The following is a 15,515-nucleotide window of genomic DNA, read 5'->3' as shown; positions in this document are numbered from 1 at the left end:
TATTTGTTAAATAACCCATTATTTACCCCGTCCCTTCCCCGCACTACACTATGGCCTGCTCTTGAACTGAGGTGGTAATGAACGATTATAAAATGACGCCGGGCGAGCTACGCGCGACCTGGGGCTTAGGGACTGTTTTCTCGCTGCGGATGCTTGGCATGTTTATGGTCCTGCCCGTTCTGACCACTTACGGCATGGCGCTTCAGGGGGCCAGCGAGGCGTTGATTGGCCTGGCGATTGGCATCTACGGCCTGGCGCAGGCCGTTTTCCAGATCCCCTTCGGCCTGCTTTCGGACCGCGTGGGCCGCAAGCCCCTGATCGTCGGCGGGCTGCTTATCTTTGTGCTCGGCAGCGTCATCGCCGCCCTCTCCCACTCCATCTGGGGGATCATTCTTGGCCGCGCGCTTCAGGGCTCCGGCGCCATTGCCGCCGCCGTCATGGCGCTGCTGTCAGACTTAACCCGCGAGCAGAACCGCACCAAGGCGATGGCCTTTATCGGCGTCAGCTTCGGCGTGACCTTTGCGATTGCGATGGTGCTCGGCCCCATCATTACGCATAAGCTGGGCCTGCACGCCCTGTTCTGGATGATTGCCGCGCTGGCAACCGCCGGCATCGCCCTGACGCTGTGGGTGGTGCCGGACAGCAAAAACCACGTTCTTAACCGTGAATCCGGCATGGTGAAAGGCTGCTTTAGCAAAGTCATCGTTGAGCCGCGGCTGCTAAAACTCAACTTCGGCATTATGTGTCTGCACATCCTGCTGATGTCCACCTTCGTCGCCCTGCCCGGCCAGCTTGCCGCCGCAGGTTTCCCGGCCGCCGAACACTGGAAAATTTACCTGGTGACGATGCTGATTTCGTTCGTCTCCGTGGTGCCGTTTATCATCTATGCCGAAGTGAAGCGCAGGATGAAGCGCGTCTTCGTGGGCTGCGTGGCGCTGCTGGTGATAGCGGAAATCGTGCTGTGGGGTTCCGGCCCGCACTTCTGGGAGCTGGTTATCGGCGTCCAGATTTTCTTCCTGGCGTTTAACCTCATGGAAGCCCTGCTGCCGTCGCTAATTAGCAAAGAGTCTCCGGCAGGCTATAAAGGCACCGCGATGGGCATTTACTCCACCAGCCAGTTTCTCGGCGTGGCCATCGGTGGCTCGCTCGGCGGCTGGGTAGACGGGCTATTTGATTCGCAAACCGTCTTCCTGGCGGGCGCTCTGCTGGCGATGGTTTGGCTGCTGGTCTCCAGCACAATGAAAGAGCCGCAGTATGTCAGCAGCCTGCGCGTGGAAATTCCCGAGGACGTCGAAATTGGGGACAACCTTAAGCAGCGTCTGGAAGAGAAAGACGGCGTGAGCGAGGTGCTGGTCGTGCCGGAGGAAAGAAGCGTTTACGTCAAAATCGACAGCAAGGTGACGAACCGCTTTGAGGTCGAGCAGGCGCTAAAAGCCTGAAAAAATGCCCGGTAAACCGGGCATTTTCGTTTTAATCGCGGAAGTTTTTAAACTGGAACGGCTGTCCCAAATCGCCACCGCGCACCAGCGCCATCACGGACTGCAGGTCATCGCGAGATTTACCGGTCACACGAATCTCTTCGCCCTGGATCTGCGCCTGCACCTTCAGCTTGCTGTCCTTGATGAGCTTAACGATTTTCTTCTGCACCGCGCTCTCAATGCCCTGCTTAAGCTTCGCTTCAACGAACCAGGTTTTGCCGCTGTGCACAAACTCTTCAGGCACGTCCAGGGACGTCCCTTCAATGCCGCGCTTGAGCAGCTTGGCGCGCAGAATGTCCAGCAGCTGATTGACCTGGAAATCAGACTCGCTCAGCACCTTGATGGTCTTATTCGCGTCGTTCAGCTCAAACGTCGCCTCAACGCCGCGAAAATCAAAACGTGACTCAACCTCACGGCTGGCGTTATCCACGCCGTTGCGTACTTCCTGGATATCAACTTCGGAAACAATATCGAAAGATGGCATCTTTTCTTCTCCCTTCACTTTTGTTGCGTTGCATAATACCCGCAACGAGGCATAACGAGAAGCTTAGCTGACGGCGCTATACTTAGGCCGTAACACCTGGCGCAGTTGCGGGTGAGGAGGAACCATGAAAATTACAGTGCTCGGATGCGGCGCCCTGGGCCAGCTGTGGCTGGCCGCGCTCCGCACGCACGGACACGACGTTCAGGGCTGGCTACGCGTGCCGCAGCCCTATTGCAGCGTGAACCTGATCGCTGAAGACGGAAGCATCTTTAACGAGTCATTGACCGCGAACGATCCCGACTTCCTGGCGCAAAGCGACCTGCTGCTGGTCACGCTGAAAGCCTGGCAGGTTTCAGACGCGGTGAAAGCCCTTGCTGGACAGCTCCCCCCGACGTCGCCCATTTTGCTGCTGCATAACGGCATGGGCACCCTTGATGAGTTAAAAAACATCCGCCAGCCGCTGCTGATGGCGACAACCACCCACGCGGCGCGGCGTGACGGTAATATTATCGTTCACGTCGCCAGCGGCGTGACGCACGTCGGCCCGGCCCGCGAGCGCGAGGGTGACTACAGCTATCTGGCGGACGTTCTGCAAAAAGTCCTGCCGGACGTCGCCTGGCACAACAACATTCTTCCCCAGCTGTGGCGAAAGCTGGCGGTGAACTGCGTTATCAATCCGCTGACGGCCCTGTGGGACTGCCCCAACGGCGCGCTGAAAAACCACCCGCAGGAGATAGCAGCGCTGTGCGCCGAGGTCGCCGCCGTGGTCGAACGTGAGGGCTTACACACCTCGGCAGACGATTTACGCTATTATGTCGAGCAGGTGATTGATAGTACGGCAGAAAATATCTCCTCAATGCTGCAGGACGTTCGGGGATTGCGCCACACGGAAATCGACTACATCACCGGCTATTTGCTAAAGCGCGCCCGCGCGCACGGTATCAGCGTGCCGGAAAACGCCCGCCTGTATGACAGAGTTAAACGGAAGGAGAGTGAATATGAGCGCGTCGGCACTGGTCTGTCTCGCCCCTGGGAGTGAAGAGATGGAAGCGGTCACCACCATTGATTTAATGGTGCGTGGCGGTATTGACGTCACAACGGCCAGCGTCGCCAGCGACGGTAGCCTGGCGATTACCTGCTCACGCGGCGTGAAGATCCTCGCGGATGCGCCGCTGGTTGAAGTGGCAGATGGCGATTACGACATCATCGTGCTGCCCGGCGGCCTGAAAGGCGCCGAATGTTTCCGTGACAGCCCGCTGCTGGTCGAAACCGTCCGCCAGTTCCATCTTTCCGGTCGCATCGTGGCAACTATCTGCGCGGCGGCGGGTACGGTACTGGTGCCGCACGACATCTTCCCGATCGGCAATATGACCGGCTTCCCGGCGCTGAAGGAGACCATTCCGGAAGATCAGTGGGTGGACAAGCGCGTTGTATGGGACCCGCGCGTTAACCTGCTGACCAGTCAGGGACCGGGCACGGCGATTGATTTTGGCCTGAAGATTATCGATCTGGTGGTCGGGCGCGAAAAAGCGTATGAAGTGGCGTCATCGCTGGTGATGGCCGCGGGGATTTATAACTACTACGAATAATAAAAAGCCGGGTGGCAGCTACGCTTACCCGGCCTACACGAGCTCATCTTTTCGCCCTCTCCCCGTGGGAGAGGGCCGGGGTGAGGGCATCAGGCCGCACTCCCCTACAATGAACTACGGGCGATACACCTTCACATTCGCAAAGCCCTGCTCGCGCAGGTAGAGCGCCTGCAGGCGGCTCATCACCCCGCGCTCGCACCACAGCAGATACGTTTTGCTCTGGTCGAGGTCGCCAAACTTCGTGCTCAGCTTGTAGAACGGCAGGGAAACCACGTCGACGCCTTCAACCTGCAGCGGCTTGTCGTCCTGCTCGTCAATAGAGCGAATATCCAGAATCGCATCGTTCGCGCCGAAACCGCTCACGGTCTCCACTTCAACCACTTCCTGCTCGGTCTGCTGGGCAATCTCGCGGATATCAATGTTGGACGCTTCTTCCACCACTTTATCCAGAATGCTGAAATCGAAGTTCTCTTCTTCCGCCTCGATCTTAGCTTTCACCGCTTTGACGGTCGGGCTTTTTGAGATCACGCCGCAGTATTCCGGCATGGTGCGAGCAAAATCTTCGGTGCCAATTTCGCGCGCCAGATCGATGATGTGCTCTTTATCGTGAGAAATCAGCGGACGCAGGATCAGCGTATCGGACACGTTGTCGATAAGGCGCAGGTTGGTCAGCGTCTGGCTGGAGACCTGGCCCAGCGCTTCACCGGTGACCAGCGCCTGCACGCCGTAGCGCTCGGCCACTTTGGAGGCCGCACGCACCATCATGCGCTTCAGGATGACGCCCATCTGGCCGTCGTCGACCTTCTCAAGGATTTCGCCCACCACGGGCTCAAAGTTGATCGCCACAAAACGCACGCGGTGGGAGCTGCCGAAGCGGTTCCACAGATAATGCGCTACCTGACGAACGCCGATTTCGTGCGCCGCGCCGCCCAGGTTAAAGAAGCAGTAGTGTACGCGGCAGCCGCGACGCATCAGCATATAACTGGACACGCCGGAGTCGAAGCCGCCGGAGATCAGCGACAGCACGTCTTCCTGTGTGCCGATCGGGAAGCCGCCAATCCCTTCGTAGCGGCCCTTCACAAGCAGCAGGCGATCGTTCTCGATCTCCAGGTTAACGGTGACGTCCGGGTTGGTCAGGCGCACGCGCGCGGATTCAACGTGCTGGTTCAAGCCGCCGCCAACGTAGCGCTCCACTTCAATGGAGCTAAACTCATGCTTGCCGCGGCGCTTCACGCGCACGCAGAAGGTTTTTCCTTCGATCTGGTCGCGGTACTGGACCAGCGCTTTTTCGAAGATGTCATGCATATCGCTGAACGGGACGTCTTCCACTTCCAGGATATGGTGGATGCCCGGAATGCGGGTCAGGGCGTCGCGAATATCAAGACGTTTATTTTCGTCTTTGGCACGCACTTCAACGTGGTCCCAGTGGCGCACCACGGCAAGGGTTTCGTCGTAGTGTTTTAATACGTTACGAATGTTCCCGGTCAGGATCTTAATAAAGCGCAAACGCACAGATTGGCTTTTGATGGTGATTTCAGGGAACAATTTAATGATAAACTTCATGGCGGCAATGTTTCTTAGGCAAGCCCGAAAAGGCTTGTAATGGAAAGAGTACAGCAGCCCACACCCGTGGCTGCATCCAGGCGCGCGAGTATATCACCATTGCGCGTTATTTGCTTCTCCGCCTGAGTCCGTTACCATGACGGGGCAAAAAATAGAAAGAGTCACATTCACTATGCCAAAGAAAAATGACGCACCGGCCAGCTTCGAAACTGCGCTGAATGAACTTGAGCAGATTGTCACCCGTCTTGAAAGCGGCGATCTCCCGCTGGAAGAGGCGCTCAACGAATTCGAGCGTGGCGTACAGCTGGCGCGCCAGGGCCAGGTCAAACTGCAGCAGGCCGAGCAGCGCGTGCAGATCCTGCTGTCCGACAGCGAAGATGCAAAAACAACGCCTTTCACACCGGACGCCGAGTAAAATGGATTTCGCCAACGAGCTTCAGGCGCGCGTGGTTCGCGCCAACGACGCGCTGCGCCGTTTTATCGCGCCACAGCCTTTTCAGAACACTCCACTGGTGGAAGCCATGCACTATGGCGCACTCTTGGGTGGAAAGCGCCTGCGTCCGTTCCTGGTCTATGCGACAGGCAATATGTTTGGCATCAGCGACACCACGCTGGACGCCCCGGCTGCCGCCGTTGAGTGCATCCATGCCTATTCGCTGATCCACGATGATTTACCCGCCATGGACGACGACGATCTGCGCCGCGGCCAGCCCACATGCCATATTAAGTTTGGCGAAGCGAATGCCATTCTGGCGGGCGATGCTCTGCAAACGCTGGCGTTCTCAATCCTGAGCGATGCCCCGATGGCTGAAGTGAACGATCGCGATCGCCTGGCGATGGTGTCCGAACTGGCAATGGCCAGCGGCGTCGCCGGCATGTGCGGCGGCCAGGCGCTCGACCTCGAGGCGGAAGGCTGTCAGGTGAATCTTGAACAGCTCGAGCGCATTCACCGCCACAAGACGGGGGCGCTCATCCGCGCAGCCGTTCGCCTGGGCGCGCTGAGCGCGGGTGAACGGGGGCGTAACGCCCTGCCGATTCTCGACAGATACGCGGAAAGTATCGGCCTGGCATTCCAGGTTCAGGATGACATTCTGGATGTGGTGGGCGATACTGCAACATTGGGTAAACGTCAGGGTGCGGACCAGCAGCTTGGCAAAAGTACCTACCCCGCCCTGCTGGGCCTTGAGCAAGCCCAACGTAAAGCCCGGGACCTGATAGAGGATGCCCGCCAGTCGCTGAATGCGCTGGCCGCGCAATCGCTGGATACCTCGGCACTGGAAGCGCTAGCGGACTACATAATCCAGCGTAATAAATAAACAACCTGTCACGATGAGCCTTTGATGAGTTTTGATATTGCCAAATACCCGACGCTGGCGTTAGTGGATTCCACCCAGGAGCTACGTCTGTTGCCGAAAGAGAGCCTGCCGAAGCTGTGCGACGAACTGCGTCGTTACCTGCTCGACAGCGTCAGCCGCTCCAGCGGCCATTTCGCCTCCGGGCTTGGCACGGTTGAGCTGACCGTGGCGCTGCACTACGTCTACAACACGCCGTTCGATCAGCTGATCTGGGACGTGGGTCATCAGGCCTATCCGCACAAAATTCTGACCGGTCGTCGCGATAAAATTGGCACCATTCGCCAGAAAGGCGGCCTGCACCCGTTCCCGTGGCGCGGTGAGAGCGAGTATGACGTCTTAAGCGTCGGCCACTCTTCCACCTCCATTTCAGCCGGGATCGGTATTGCCGTCGCCGCGGAAAAAGAGAACAAGCAGCGCCGCACCGTCTGCGTGATTGGCGACGGCGCGATCACCGCCGGTATGGCCTTCGAAGCGATGAATCACGCGGGCGATATCAAGCCGGACATGCTGGTTGTCCTCAACGATAACGAGATGTCGATCTCTGAAAACGTCGGCGCGCTGAATAACCATCTGGCGCAGCTTCTCTCCGGCAAGCTTTACTCCAGCCTGCGCGAAGGCGGTAAAAAAGTCTTCTCCGGCGTCCCGCCGATCAAAGAGCTGCTCAAGCGCACCGAAGAACATATCAAAGGCATGGTGGTGCCGGGCACGCTGTTTGAAGAATTAGGCTTTAACTACATTGGCCCGGTCGACGGCCACGACGTGCTGGGGCTGGTCTCCACGCTCAAGAACATGCGCGACCTGAAAGGCCCGCAGTTCCTGCACATCATGACCAAAAAAGGGCGCGGTTACGAACCGGCGGAAAAAGATCCGATCACCTTCCACGCGGTGCCAAAATTCGACCCGACCAGCGGCTGCCTGCCTAAAAGCAGCGGCGGCATGCCGAGCTATTCGAAGATCTTCGGCGACTGGCTGTGCGAAACCGCCGCGAAGGACAACAAGCTGATGGCCGTCACCCCCGCGATGCGTGAAGGGTCCGGCATGGTCGAGTTTTCCAAAAAATACCCTGACCAGTACTTTGACGTGGCGATTGCCGAGCAGCACGCGGTGACGTTCGCCGCGGGCCTGGCGATTGGCGGCTATAAGCCAATTGTCGCGATTTACTCCACCTTCCTGCAGCGCGCCTACGATCAGGTGATCCACGACGTGGCGATCCAGAAGCTGCCGGTGCTGTTTGCAATCGACCGCGCGGGCATCGTCGGCGCGGACGGCCAGACGCACCAGGGCGCGTTCGACCTGTCGTTCCTGCGCTGCATTCCGGATATAGTCATCATGACGCCGTCTGACGAAAACGAATGTCGCCAGATGCTGTTCACCGGCTACCACTATCAGGATGGCCCAAGTGCGGTGCGCTATCCGCGCGGCAATGCGGTCGGCGTTGAACTGCAGCCGCTGGAAAAACTGGCGATCGGTAAAGGCCTGTTGAAGCGTCGCGGTGAGAAAGTGGCGATCCTGAACTTCGGCACGCTGATGCCGGAAGCGGCAAAAGCGGCAGAAGCGCTAAACGCAACGCTGGTTGATATGCGCTTCGTGAAGCCGCTCGACGAATCGCTGATTCTGAGCATGGCGGAAAGCCACGACGTGCTGGTCACGCTGGAAGAGAACGCCATTATGGGCGGCGCGGGCAGCGGCGTAAACGAAGTGCTGATGGCGAACCGTAAGGCCGTTCCGGTGCTGAACCTCGGCCTGCCGGATCACTTTATTCCGCAGGGCACCCAGGACGAAGCCCGCGCGGCGATTGGCCTGGACGCCGCCGGTATCGAAGCCAAAATCCGCACCTGGCTGGACTGATTCCTTCCCCTCTTTTCGCTCCTGCTATGCTTAAACGTAATGTTTAAGAGCAGGAGCGAACCATGCAATACAACACATTAGGAAAAACCGATCTCAAGGTGTCCCGACTTTGCCTGGGCTGTATGACCTTCGGCGAGCCTGACCGGGGCAATCACGCCTGGACGCTGCCGGAAGAGAGCAGCCGCCCGATCATCAAGCGCGCCCTCGACGGCGGCATTAACTTCTTTGATACCGCCAACAGCTACTCCGACGGCAGCAGCGAGGAGATCGTCGGCCGCGCCCTTCGCGACTTTGCTCGCCGCGATGAGATTGTCGTCGCCACCAAGGTGTACTTCCCGGTGGGCGACCTGGCCGAGGGCCTGTCCCGCGGGCAGATCCTGCGCTCCATTGACGACAGCCTCCGTCGTCTGAACATGGACTACGTCGACCTGCTGCAAATCCACCGCTGGGATTACAACACGCCGATAGAAGAGACGCTGGAGGCGCTTAACGACGTGGTGAAGGCCGGCAAAGCGCGCTATATCGGCGCGTCGTCTATGCACGCCTCGCAGTTCGCGCAGGCGCTCGACCTGCAAAAACAGCACGGCTGGGCGCGGTTTGTGACCATGCAGGATCATTACAACCTGATCTATCGTGAAGAGGAGCGCGACATGCTGCCGCTCTGCTACCAGGAAGGCGTGGCGGTGATCCCGTGGAGCCCGCTGGCACGAGGCCGCCTGACGCGCCCGTGGGGAGAAACAACCGCCCGCTTGGTATCGGATGAGGTGGGGAAAAACCTATACGAAGGAACGGAAGCCAGCGATGCGCTGATTGCCGAACGTTTAGCAGGCATTGCCGACGAACTCGGCGCGACGCGCGCGCAGGTGGCGCTGGCGTGGCTGCTGAGTAAACGCGGCGTTGCTGCACCGATTATCGGCACCTCACGCGAGGAACAGCTGGATGAGCTGTTAAGCGCCGTAGATATAACGCTGACGCCGGAGCAGATTGCCGAGCTGGAGACGCCGTATCAGCAGCATCCGGTGGCAGGATTTAGGTAAGCTCTTACCCTAACCCTCTCCCAGAGGGCTGAGTAGTCCCCAGAAAAATTTTATTCAGAAGCGATTAAGTTTTTATTAACAGAATAAAGAGCTTACAGCGCCCCCCGGTCCGGCTGAAAATCGCTGAGGCGTTTCCTGCAGGCCGGGGCGAGGCGCAGGGATGCGCCGAGAGGGCGGCTTTACAGGGACGTTGCCTCCGCCCGTCCCCGATAAGCCGGAAGGAATAAGCCGAAGACAAAATTGCCGGGAGCAATTTTGGACAGCACTTGTGCTGGCCCCGAAGGGGGGAGCCCCAGGGATGGGGCGAACAACCTGCGAAGCGGCGATTTTCTCTGCCGGGAGCCCGGATTGTTAAGGAGGCGGCGATGAGCCTCCTTAACACGTTCACAAGTAATGTGATTTCAGAGTAGCAACGCTCATAAAGTGAACGGAATAACCACCACTGCCGTATGTTCCCCCCTCACCCCGGCCCTCTCCCTCCAGGGAGAGGGGGTATTCGGTGCCAGACTGGAATTTGTGGGGAACCCTCAGCCCAAAGGGAGAGGGAACAAAACCCGCAGGCCGGGTAAGCGCAGCACCCCCGGCAAAACTTACGCGAAGTGATCGTAACCTTTCCAGTCGAGCGTGACCGGAGCGCCATCACGTACAAACTGCAGCCCTTCACTCTCCGGCATGATTTGCCCAATGCAGGTAAACCGCGCGCCGAGATGGGCCAACGCCACGTCCAGCGTTCCGCGATTGAGCTCGGGGACGGTAAAGCACAGCTCGTAGTCTTCACCACCGGAGAGCGCCCAGCGCAGGGCCTGCTCCGGTTCGGCGTGGCGCAGCAGTGGCTCCGACAGCGGGAACGGGTCGAGGTCGATACGCGCGCCGACGCCGCTGGCCTTAAGAATATGGCCCAGATCGGAGATCAGCCCGTCGGAAAGATCGATAGCCGAGCTGGCGCGATCGCGCAGCGCCTGGCCGTGGAGAATGCGCGGCGTCGGGCGCAGGTGACGCTTCACCAGATACGCGGCATCGTCCTGATCTGCAACCGCCAGTCGGTCCTGAAGGATCGCCAGGCCCGCCGCGCTGTCACCCGGCGTACCGGTAACGTAAACCCAGTCACCGGGCTTCGCCCCGGAGCGCTTGAGCGCGCGCCCGACCGGGACGTAACCGTGGATAGCCAGCGTCATCGACAGCGGCCCGGCGGTGGTGTCACCGCCGATCAGCTGCATGTCGTAGTAGTTAAGCTGGTCAAAGAGCGCGTCGCTGAAGGCTTCAAGCCAGGCTTCATCGACGTTCGGCAAGGTCAACGCCAGCGTTAGCCACGCGGGATCGGCGCCCATCGCCGCCAGATCGCTCACGTTAACGGCGAGCGCTTTGTAAGCCAGATCGGCAGGATCGATATCGGGTAAGAAATGACGACCGCACACCAGCGTGTCGGTGCTGATTGCCAGCGTCTGCTTTTCGGGAATATTGAGAAGTGCGCAGTCATCGCCGATGCCGGTTTCAACGTCGAGACGAGAGGTTCTGACACGGTCAAAATAACGGGCAATCAGGGAAAATTCGCCGCATGCCATACGTTATGCCTCAGCAAATTAAATAAAAAAAACCGGAGCCGCACCGCCGGTTGGGCAATGCGAAGCTCCGGCTTGCGGATCACTTTTTGCGGGGACGGATCGCGGGTGCGGCTTTATCCAGCACGCCGTTGACGAACTTGTGGCTGTCTTCAGCGCCGAAGGTTTTCGCCAGCTCAATCGCTTCGTTGATGGCCACTTTGTACGGCACATCGTCACGCTTGGACAGCTCAAACAGGGCGATACGCAGCACCGCTTTTTCTACCTGACCCAGCTCATCGAGCAGGCGGGACAGATAAGGCTTCATCAGACCATCGAGATACGCGCTATTAGTCGCCACTCCCGACAGCAGTTCACGGAAGTACAGAACGTCAACGTCTTTAACGTCCTGTTCTGACAGGAACTGGTACTCAACATCAGCGATGTCGTTTTGGGACAACTGCCAGGAGTAAAGTGCCTGGACGGCACACTCACGGGCGCGGCGACGAGCAGCAGGTTTCACGGAATTCCCCTTACAAAAAAATCAGGCCTTAATGGCTTTCAATACATTGATCATTTCAAGCGCGGTCAGTGCAGCTTCTGCACCTTTGTTACCGGCTTTAGTGCCAGCACGTTCGATGGCTTGTTCAATACTTTCGGTGGTCAGCACGCCAAACGCGACAGGAATTTCAGCATCCTGCGCAACGTGTGCCAGACCGTTGCTTGCACCGCCCGCAACGTATTCGAAGTGCGCAGTGCCGCCACGAATAACCGTACCCAGCGCAATCACCGCGTCATATTTACCGGTTTTCGCCAGCGCGCCCGCTGCCAGTGGCAGTTCGTAAGCACCAGGAACCCAAACAACGGTAATGTTGTCATCTTTAACCTGGCCGATACGTTTCAGGGCGTCAATGGCACCTTCCAGCAGGCTGTCGTTGATGAAGTTGTTGAAACGCGCAATGGTGATGGCGACGCGAGCGTCCGGGGTAGCTACAGCAGCTTCAATAATGTTCATACTCTTCCTTTACGGGTTCATTTGGCCCCGCAGGGGGGCGGATTTTATCATAATACTTTGCGCACTGCTTCCCTATTTCGGGAGCAATTACGCTGTCGTTAAATGGAGGCAGACATCCGGACCTACCGGACGAATCTCGCTGAATTTAAGCTGCGGCGCGTCGGCCAGTTTTTCCAGGCCCGGCAGCACGAACAGGCCGCGCGCATCGCTGCCCAGGAGCTTAGGCGCGACGTAAACCAGCAGTTCATCCACCAGCCCGGCCTGCAGTAATGCGCCCGCCAGCGTCGGGCCCGCTTCGACCCAAATGCTGTTCACCTGCTGCTTGCCCAGGAGCATCATCAGCACCACCAAATCGAGATGACCGTTGTGCTCCGGCACCGTAACGGTGCGCACGCCTTCCGGCCATTCGCGCGGATCCTCTTTCGTACGGGCAATCCAGGTTTCCCCCGGCTGCTGAACGATGCGGTGCTCGGGCGTGATGCGGTTCTGGCTGTCAATGATGATGCGCAGCGGCTGGCGCAGGTTTTCCTGCGGATAGAGCGCCTGGGTATCTGCATTGAGTTCGTCCCAGCGCACCGTCATGGCCGGATCGTCAGCTAAAACCGTTTCACTGCTGGTGAGGATAGCATGGCTTTGCGCGCGCAGACGTTGCACATCGCGCCTTGACTGCGGCGACGTGATCCACTGGCTCTCGCCGCTCGCCATCGCCGTGCGGCCATCAAGCGACGCGCCGAGCTTGAGCTGAATGTACGGGAATCCGGTGCGCATGCGCTTCAGGAAGCCTTTATTCACCGCTTCGGCATCGTTCATCATCAGGCCGTGGCTGACGTCGATCCCCGCCTGCTGCAGGCGATACAGGCCGCGGCCCGCCACCTGCGGATTAGGGTCCTGCATTGAGGCCACCACCCGCGCGACGCCCGCCGCAATCAGCGCGTCGCAGCACGGTGGCGTGCGGCCGTGATGGCTGCAAGGCTCAAGCGTTACGTAGGCCGTCGCCCCGCGCGCCTTCTCACCCGCCATACGTAAGGCGTGAACTTCCGCGTGAGGCTCGCCCGCGCGATAGTGGAAACCTTCACCGACGATTTCGCCGTCCTTGACGATGACGCACCCCACGTTCGGGTTGGGATGGGTGGTAAAACGGCCGCGCTGCGCCAGCTTCAGCGCACGCGCCATGTAAATCTCATCCTGCATGCGCTTAATCCTGTAGGCGGGCGATCTCTTCGCCGAACTCTTTGATGTCTTCGAAGCTGCGGTAAACGGAAGCAAAGCGGATGTAGGCGACTTTATCGAGTTTTTTCAGCTGTTCCATCACCAGGTTGCCGATCATTTTGCTCGGCACCTCGCGCTCGCCCAGCCCACGAAGATAGGAGCGAATGTGGTTCAGGGCCATCTCGACGTCATCTGCGCTGACGGGGCGTTTTTCCAGGGCCTTGAGCATCCCGCTGCGCAGCTTCTCTTCGTTAAACGGCTCGCGCACGTCGTTGCTTTTCACCACGCGCGGCATCACCAGCTCTGCGACTTCGAAGGTCGTAAAACGCTCGTTGCACACCAGACATTGCCGACGACGGCGTACGGATGACCCTTCACCCACGAGGCGAGAATCAATAACTTTGGTATCCACGGCGGAGCAAAATGGGCAATGCATACGGTATCCCTGGTATCTGGTTGTCTGATTTCTATTTTACCCTGATCTGGGCTGACAACAAAGGAAGAGCTTTTTGAGACAAAGGATCTATACCTGACGGCGCAATACTGCCTACCATTACGCCTATCCGTTACTTCAAGGAAATAAACGCAATGACAAGACGTTATTTACGTATTTTGCTGGTGGGAAGCCTCTTCAGCCTTAGCGCCTGTGCACAGCAAACGGAAGTCCGCGAGATGAAGCAAAGCGTCAGGACGCTGAACTCTGCGATGGAAAAGCTGAATAAAGAAACCGTGAAGATCACCCAGCAGAATGCGCTGAATGCGAAATCCAGCAGCGGCGTTTACCTTCTGCCGGGCGCGAACACGCCTGCCCGCCTGAACAGCCAGATCGGCACGCTTAAAATGTCGCTGGTAAACGTGGCGGCAAACGCTGACGGCACGCGCGCCACCCTGCGGATTCAGGGCGAGTCCAATGACCCGCTTCCGGCCTTCAGCGGCACCGTAGAGTGGGGGCAAATTCAGGGCACAACCGAAAATTATCAGGAAGTGAACGTTAAGAATCAGCTGATCACCGCTCCGGCCAGCGTGCTGGCGCCGAGCGACGTTGATATTCCCGTTCAGCTGAGCGGCCTTACGCCAGAGCAATTAGGCTTTATCCGCATTCACGATATTCAACCCGCCGCCCGGTAATCCCCTCTTTTAGCGGAGTAGATTGTTACTCCGCTAACATTTTACATCCCGCAAATATTGGCAACATAAATGATTGCCGTTACAATCCCCGCCGTTAAAGTACGCAAACGTGAACGCAATCGATTACGTATGTGAGAGAACTGTGAAACAACACGTATTTTTGTGAGCAAGGATTCCTATAATAGGCTCCGCAGAAACACGAAACATTTAGAAACGCAATTCGCGCATTTTTCACTCCCGGAAGGGAATTTCAATCAGTGGCATGATTATGAAAAAAACATTACTCGCAGCCGGTGCAGCGCTGGCACTTTCCGCCTCTTTCACCGTTAACGCGGCGGAAAACGACAAACCACAGTACCTCTCCGACTGGTGGCACCAGAGCGTTAACGTGGTAGGTAGCTACCACACCCGTTTCGGACCGCAGATCCGCAACGATACCTACCTGGAATATGAAGCGTTCGCTAAAAAAGACTGGTTTGATTTCTACGGCTATATGGATGCACCGGTATTCTTCGGCGGTAACAGCGATGCGAAAGGTATCTGGAACCACGGTTCTCCGCTGTTCATGGAAATCGAACCGCGTTTCTCTATCGATAAGCTGACCGGCACAGACCTGAGCTTCGGTCCGTTCAAAGAGTGGTATTTCGCGAACAACTACATCTACGACATGGGCCGCAACGCGTCCGGTCGCCAGAGCACCTGGTACATGGGTCTGGGTACGGACATCGACACGGGTCTGCCAATGAGCCTGTCCATGAACGTCTATGCCAAGTACCAGTGGCAGAACTACGGTGCCGCAAACGAAAACGAGTGGGACGGCTACCGCTTCAAGGTGAAATACTTTGTGCCAATCACCCAGCTGTGGGGCGGCAACCTGAGCTACATCGGCTTCACCAACTTTGACTGGGGTTCAGACCTGGGCGACAACGACTTCCGCGATCTGAACGGTAAGAAGGCGCGCACCAATGACTCTATCGCCTCCAGCCACATCCTGGCGCTGAACTACGATCACTGGCACTACTCCGTGGTTGCGCGTTACTGGCACAACGGTGGCCAGTGGAACGACGACGCCAGCCTGAACTTCGGCAACGGCGACTTCAGCGTGCGTTCTACCGGTTGGGGTGGTTACCTGGTTGTGGGTTACAACTTCTAATCAGTGCAGGGACCGTGCGGGCTGATGCCCACACCCTGCCCCTCTCCCACAGGGCTGAGGGAACAAACACAAAAAACGGCAACACACGTTGCCGTTTTGCTTTTACCTTGCCGCCCGG

Annotated in this window: 16 protein-coding genes; 9 read left to right on the top strand and 7 right to left on the bottom strand. The window is 58.1% G+C overall.

The genetic code is table 11. The features are described from left to right. The first annotated feature begins 77 nt into the window (after nucleotides 1-77). Nucleotides 78-1,439: an MFS transporter gene (locus tag DBY73_RS11365; RefSeq protein ID WP_112011249.1), complete on the top strand. Its 1,362-nt coding sequence runs from the start codon at nucleotides 78-80 to the stop codon at nucleotides 1,437-1,439. A 31-nt stretch (nucleotides 1,440-1,470) separates the two neighbouring features. Here the strand turns inward: DBY73_RS11365 and DBY73_RS11360 are convergent, their stop codons facing one another. After that, on the bottom strand, nucleotides 1,471-1,962 hold the full coding sequence (locus DBY73_RS11360; protein WP_040076922.1) for a YajQ family cyclic di-GMP-binding protein: 492 nt from the start codon (nucleotides 1,960-1,962) through the stop codon (nucleotides 1,471-1,473). Nucleotides 1,963-2,086: 124 nt separating this feature from the next. Here DBY73_RS11360 and panE point away from each other — a divergent pair, with 124 nt between their 5' ends. Next, nucleotides 2,087-3,001 carry a 2-dehydropantoate 2-reductase gene (gene panE, locus DBY73_RS11355; RefSeq protein WP_112011248.1) on the top strand — a complete coding sequence of 305 codons (915 nt, stop codon included), beginning with the start codon at nucleotides 2,087-2,089 and terminating at the stop codon, nucleotides 2,999-3,001. Next, on the top strand, nucleotides 2,961-3,551 hold the full coding sequence (gene yajL / locus DBY73_RS11350) for a protein deglycase YajL (RefSeq protein WP_112011247.1): 591 nt from the start codon (nucleotides 2,961-2,963) through the stop codon (nucleotides 3,549-3,551). The genes panE and yajL overlap by 41 nt, the downstream gene beginning before the upstream one ends. A 114-nt stretch (nucleotides 3,552-3,665) precedes the next feature. On the opposite strand, the gene thiI is transcribed toward yajL, so the two are convergent. Further along, on the bottom strand, nucleotides 3,666-5,114 hold the full coding sequence (thiI, locus tag DBY73_RS11345) for a tRNA uracil 4-sulfurtransferase ThiI (RefSeq protein WP_112011246.1): 1,449 nt from the start codon (nucleotides 5,112-5,114) through the stop codon (nucleotides 3,666-3,668). Between the two features lie 172 nt (nucleotides 5,115-5,286). On the opposite strand from thiI, the gene xseB reads away from it, so the two are divergent. The 4 genes from xseB (at nucleotide 5,287) to DBY73_RS11325 (ending at nucleotide 9,354) form a co-directional block, all read left to right on the top strand. Beyond that, entirely contained in the window at nucleotides 5,287-5,529 is a 243-nt protein-coding gene (xseB, locus tag DBY73_RS11340) for an exodeoxyribonuclease VII small subunit (RefSeq protein ID WP_045328337.1), read from the top strand. A 1-nt stretch (nucleotide 5,530) separates the two neighbouring features. Next, nucleotides 5,531-6,430 carry a (2E,6E)-farnesyl diphosphate synthase gene (ispA, locus tag DBY73_RS11335; protein ID WP_112011245.1) on the top strand — a complete coding sequence of 300 codons (900 nt, stop codon included), beginning with the start codon at nucleotides 5,531-5,533 and terminating at the stop codon, nucleotides 6,428-6,430. 24 nt (nucleotides 6,431-6,454) lie between these two features. Next, a complete protein-coding gene (gene dxs, locus DBY73_RS11330; RefSeq protein ID WP_112011244.1) occupies nucleotides 6,455-8,317 on the top strand; it encodes a 1-deoxy-D-xylulose-5-phosphate synthase in 1,863 nt (620 codons plus the stop codon). A gap of 62 nt (nucleotides 8,318-8,379) precedes the next feature. Continuing rightward, complete coding sequence (locus tag DBY73_RS11325) at nucleotides 8,380-9,354, top strand: aldo/keto reductase (RefSeq protein WP_112011243.1); 975 nt, start codon at nucleotides 8,380-8,382, stop codon at nucleotides 9,352-9,354. A gap of 590 nt (nucleotides 9,355-9,944) precedes the next feature. Here DBY73_RS11325 and thiL read toward each other — a convergent pair. The 5 genes from thiL to nrdR form a co-directional block, all read right to left on the bottom strand. Further along, nucleotides 9,945-10,916: a thiamine-phosphate kinase gene (gene thiL, locus DBY73_RS11320; protein ID WP_112011242.1), complete on the bottom strand. Its 972-nt coding sequence runs from the start codon at nucleotides 10,914-10,916 to the stop codon at nucleotides 9,945-9,947. 79 nt (nucleotides 10,917-10,995) lie between these two features. Continuing rightward, nucleotides 10,996-11,415, bottom strand: a complete 420-nt coding sequence (nusB, locus tag DBY73_RS11315) for a transcription antitermination factor NusB (protein WP_112011241.1) — start codon at nucleotides 11,413-11,415, stop codon at nucleotides 10,996-10,998. A gap of 21 nt (nucleotides 11,416-11,436) precedes the next feature. Then, nucleotides 11,437-11,907: a 6,7-dimethyl-8-ribityllumazine synthase gene (gene ribE, locus DBY73_RS11310; protein ID WP_006176874.1), complete on the bottom strand. Its 471-nt coding sequence runs from the start codon at nucleotides 11,905-11,907 to the stop codon at nucleotides 11,437-11,439. 87 nt (nucleotides 11,908-11,994) lie between these two features. Beyond that, complete coding sequence (ribD, locus tag DBY73_RS11305; protein WP_112011240.1) at nucleotides 11,995-13,098, bottom strand: bifunctional diaminohydroxyphosphoribosylaminopyrimidine deaminase/5-amino-6-(5-phosphoribosylamino)uracil reductase RibD; 1,104 nt, start codon at nucleotides 13,096-13,098, stop codon at nucleotides 11,995-11,997. 4 nt (nucleotides 13,099-13,102) lie between these two features. Beyond that, nucleotides 13,103-13,552, bottom strand: a complete 450-nt coding sequence (gene nrdR / locus DBY73_RS11300; protein WP_112011239.1) for a transcriptional regulator NrdR — start codon at nucleotides 13,550-13,552, stop codon at nucleotides 13,103-13,105. Nucleotides 13,553-13,704: 152 nt separating this feature from the next. Between nrdR and DBY73_RS11295 the strand changes: the two genes are divergently transcribed. Together DBY73_RS11295 and DBY73_RS11290 are read left to right on the top strand one after the other, a co-directional pair. After that, nucleotides 13,705-14,244 carry a DUF3251 domain-containing protein gene (locus DBY73_RS11295; RefSeq protein ID WP_112011238.1) on the top strand — a complete coding sequence of 180 codons (540 nt, stop codon included), beginning with the start codon at nucleotides 13,705-13,707 and terminating at the stop codon, nucleotides 14,242-14,244. Nucleotides 14,245-14,512: 268 nt separating this feature from the next. Continuing rightward, on the top strand, nucleotides 14,513-15,397 hold the full coding sequence (locus DBY73_RS11290) for a nucleoside-specific channel-forming protein Tsx (RefSeq protein ID WP_112011375.1): 885 nt from the start codon (nucleotides 14,513-14,515) through the stop codon (nucleotides 15,395-15,397). Nucleotides 15,398-15,515: the final 118 nt, after the last annotated feature.

Source organism: Enterobacter sp. RIT418 (assembly GCF_003057745.1).
Classification (GTDB): Bacteria; Pseudomonadota; Gammaproteobacteria; order Enterobacterales; family Enterobacteriaceae; genus Enterobacter.
The sequence above is the reverse complement of the archived record's forward strand: the minus strand, read 5'-3'. Positions and strand labels throughout refer to the sequence as shown.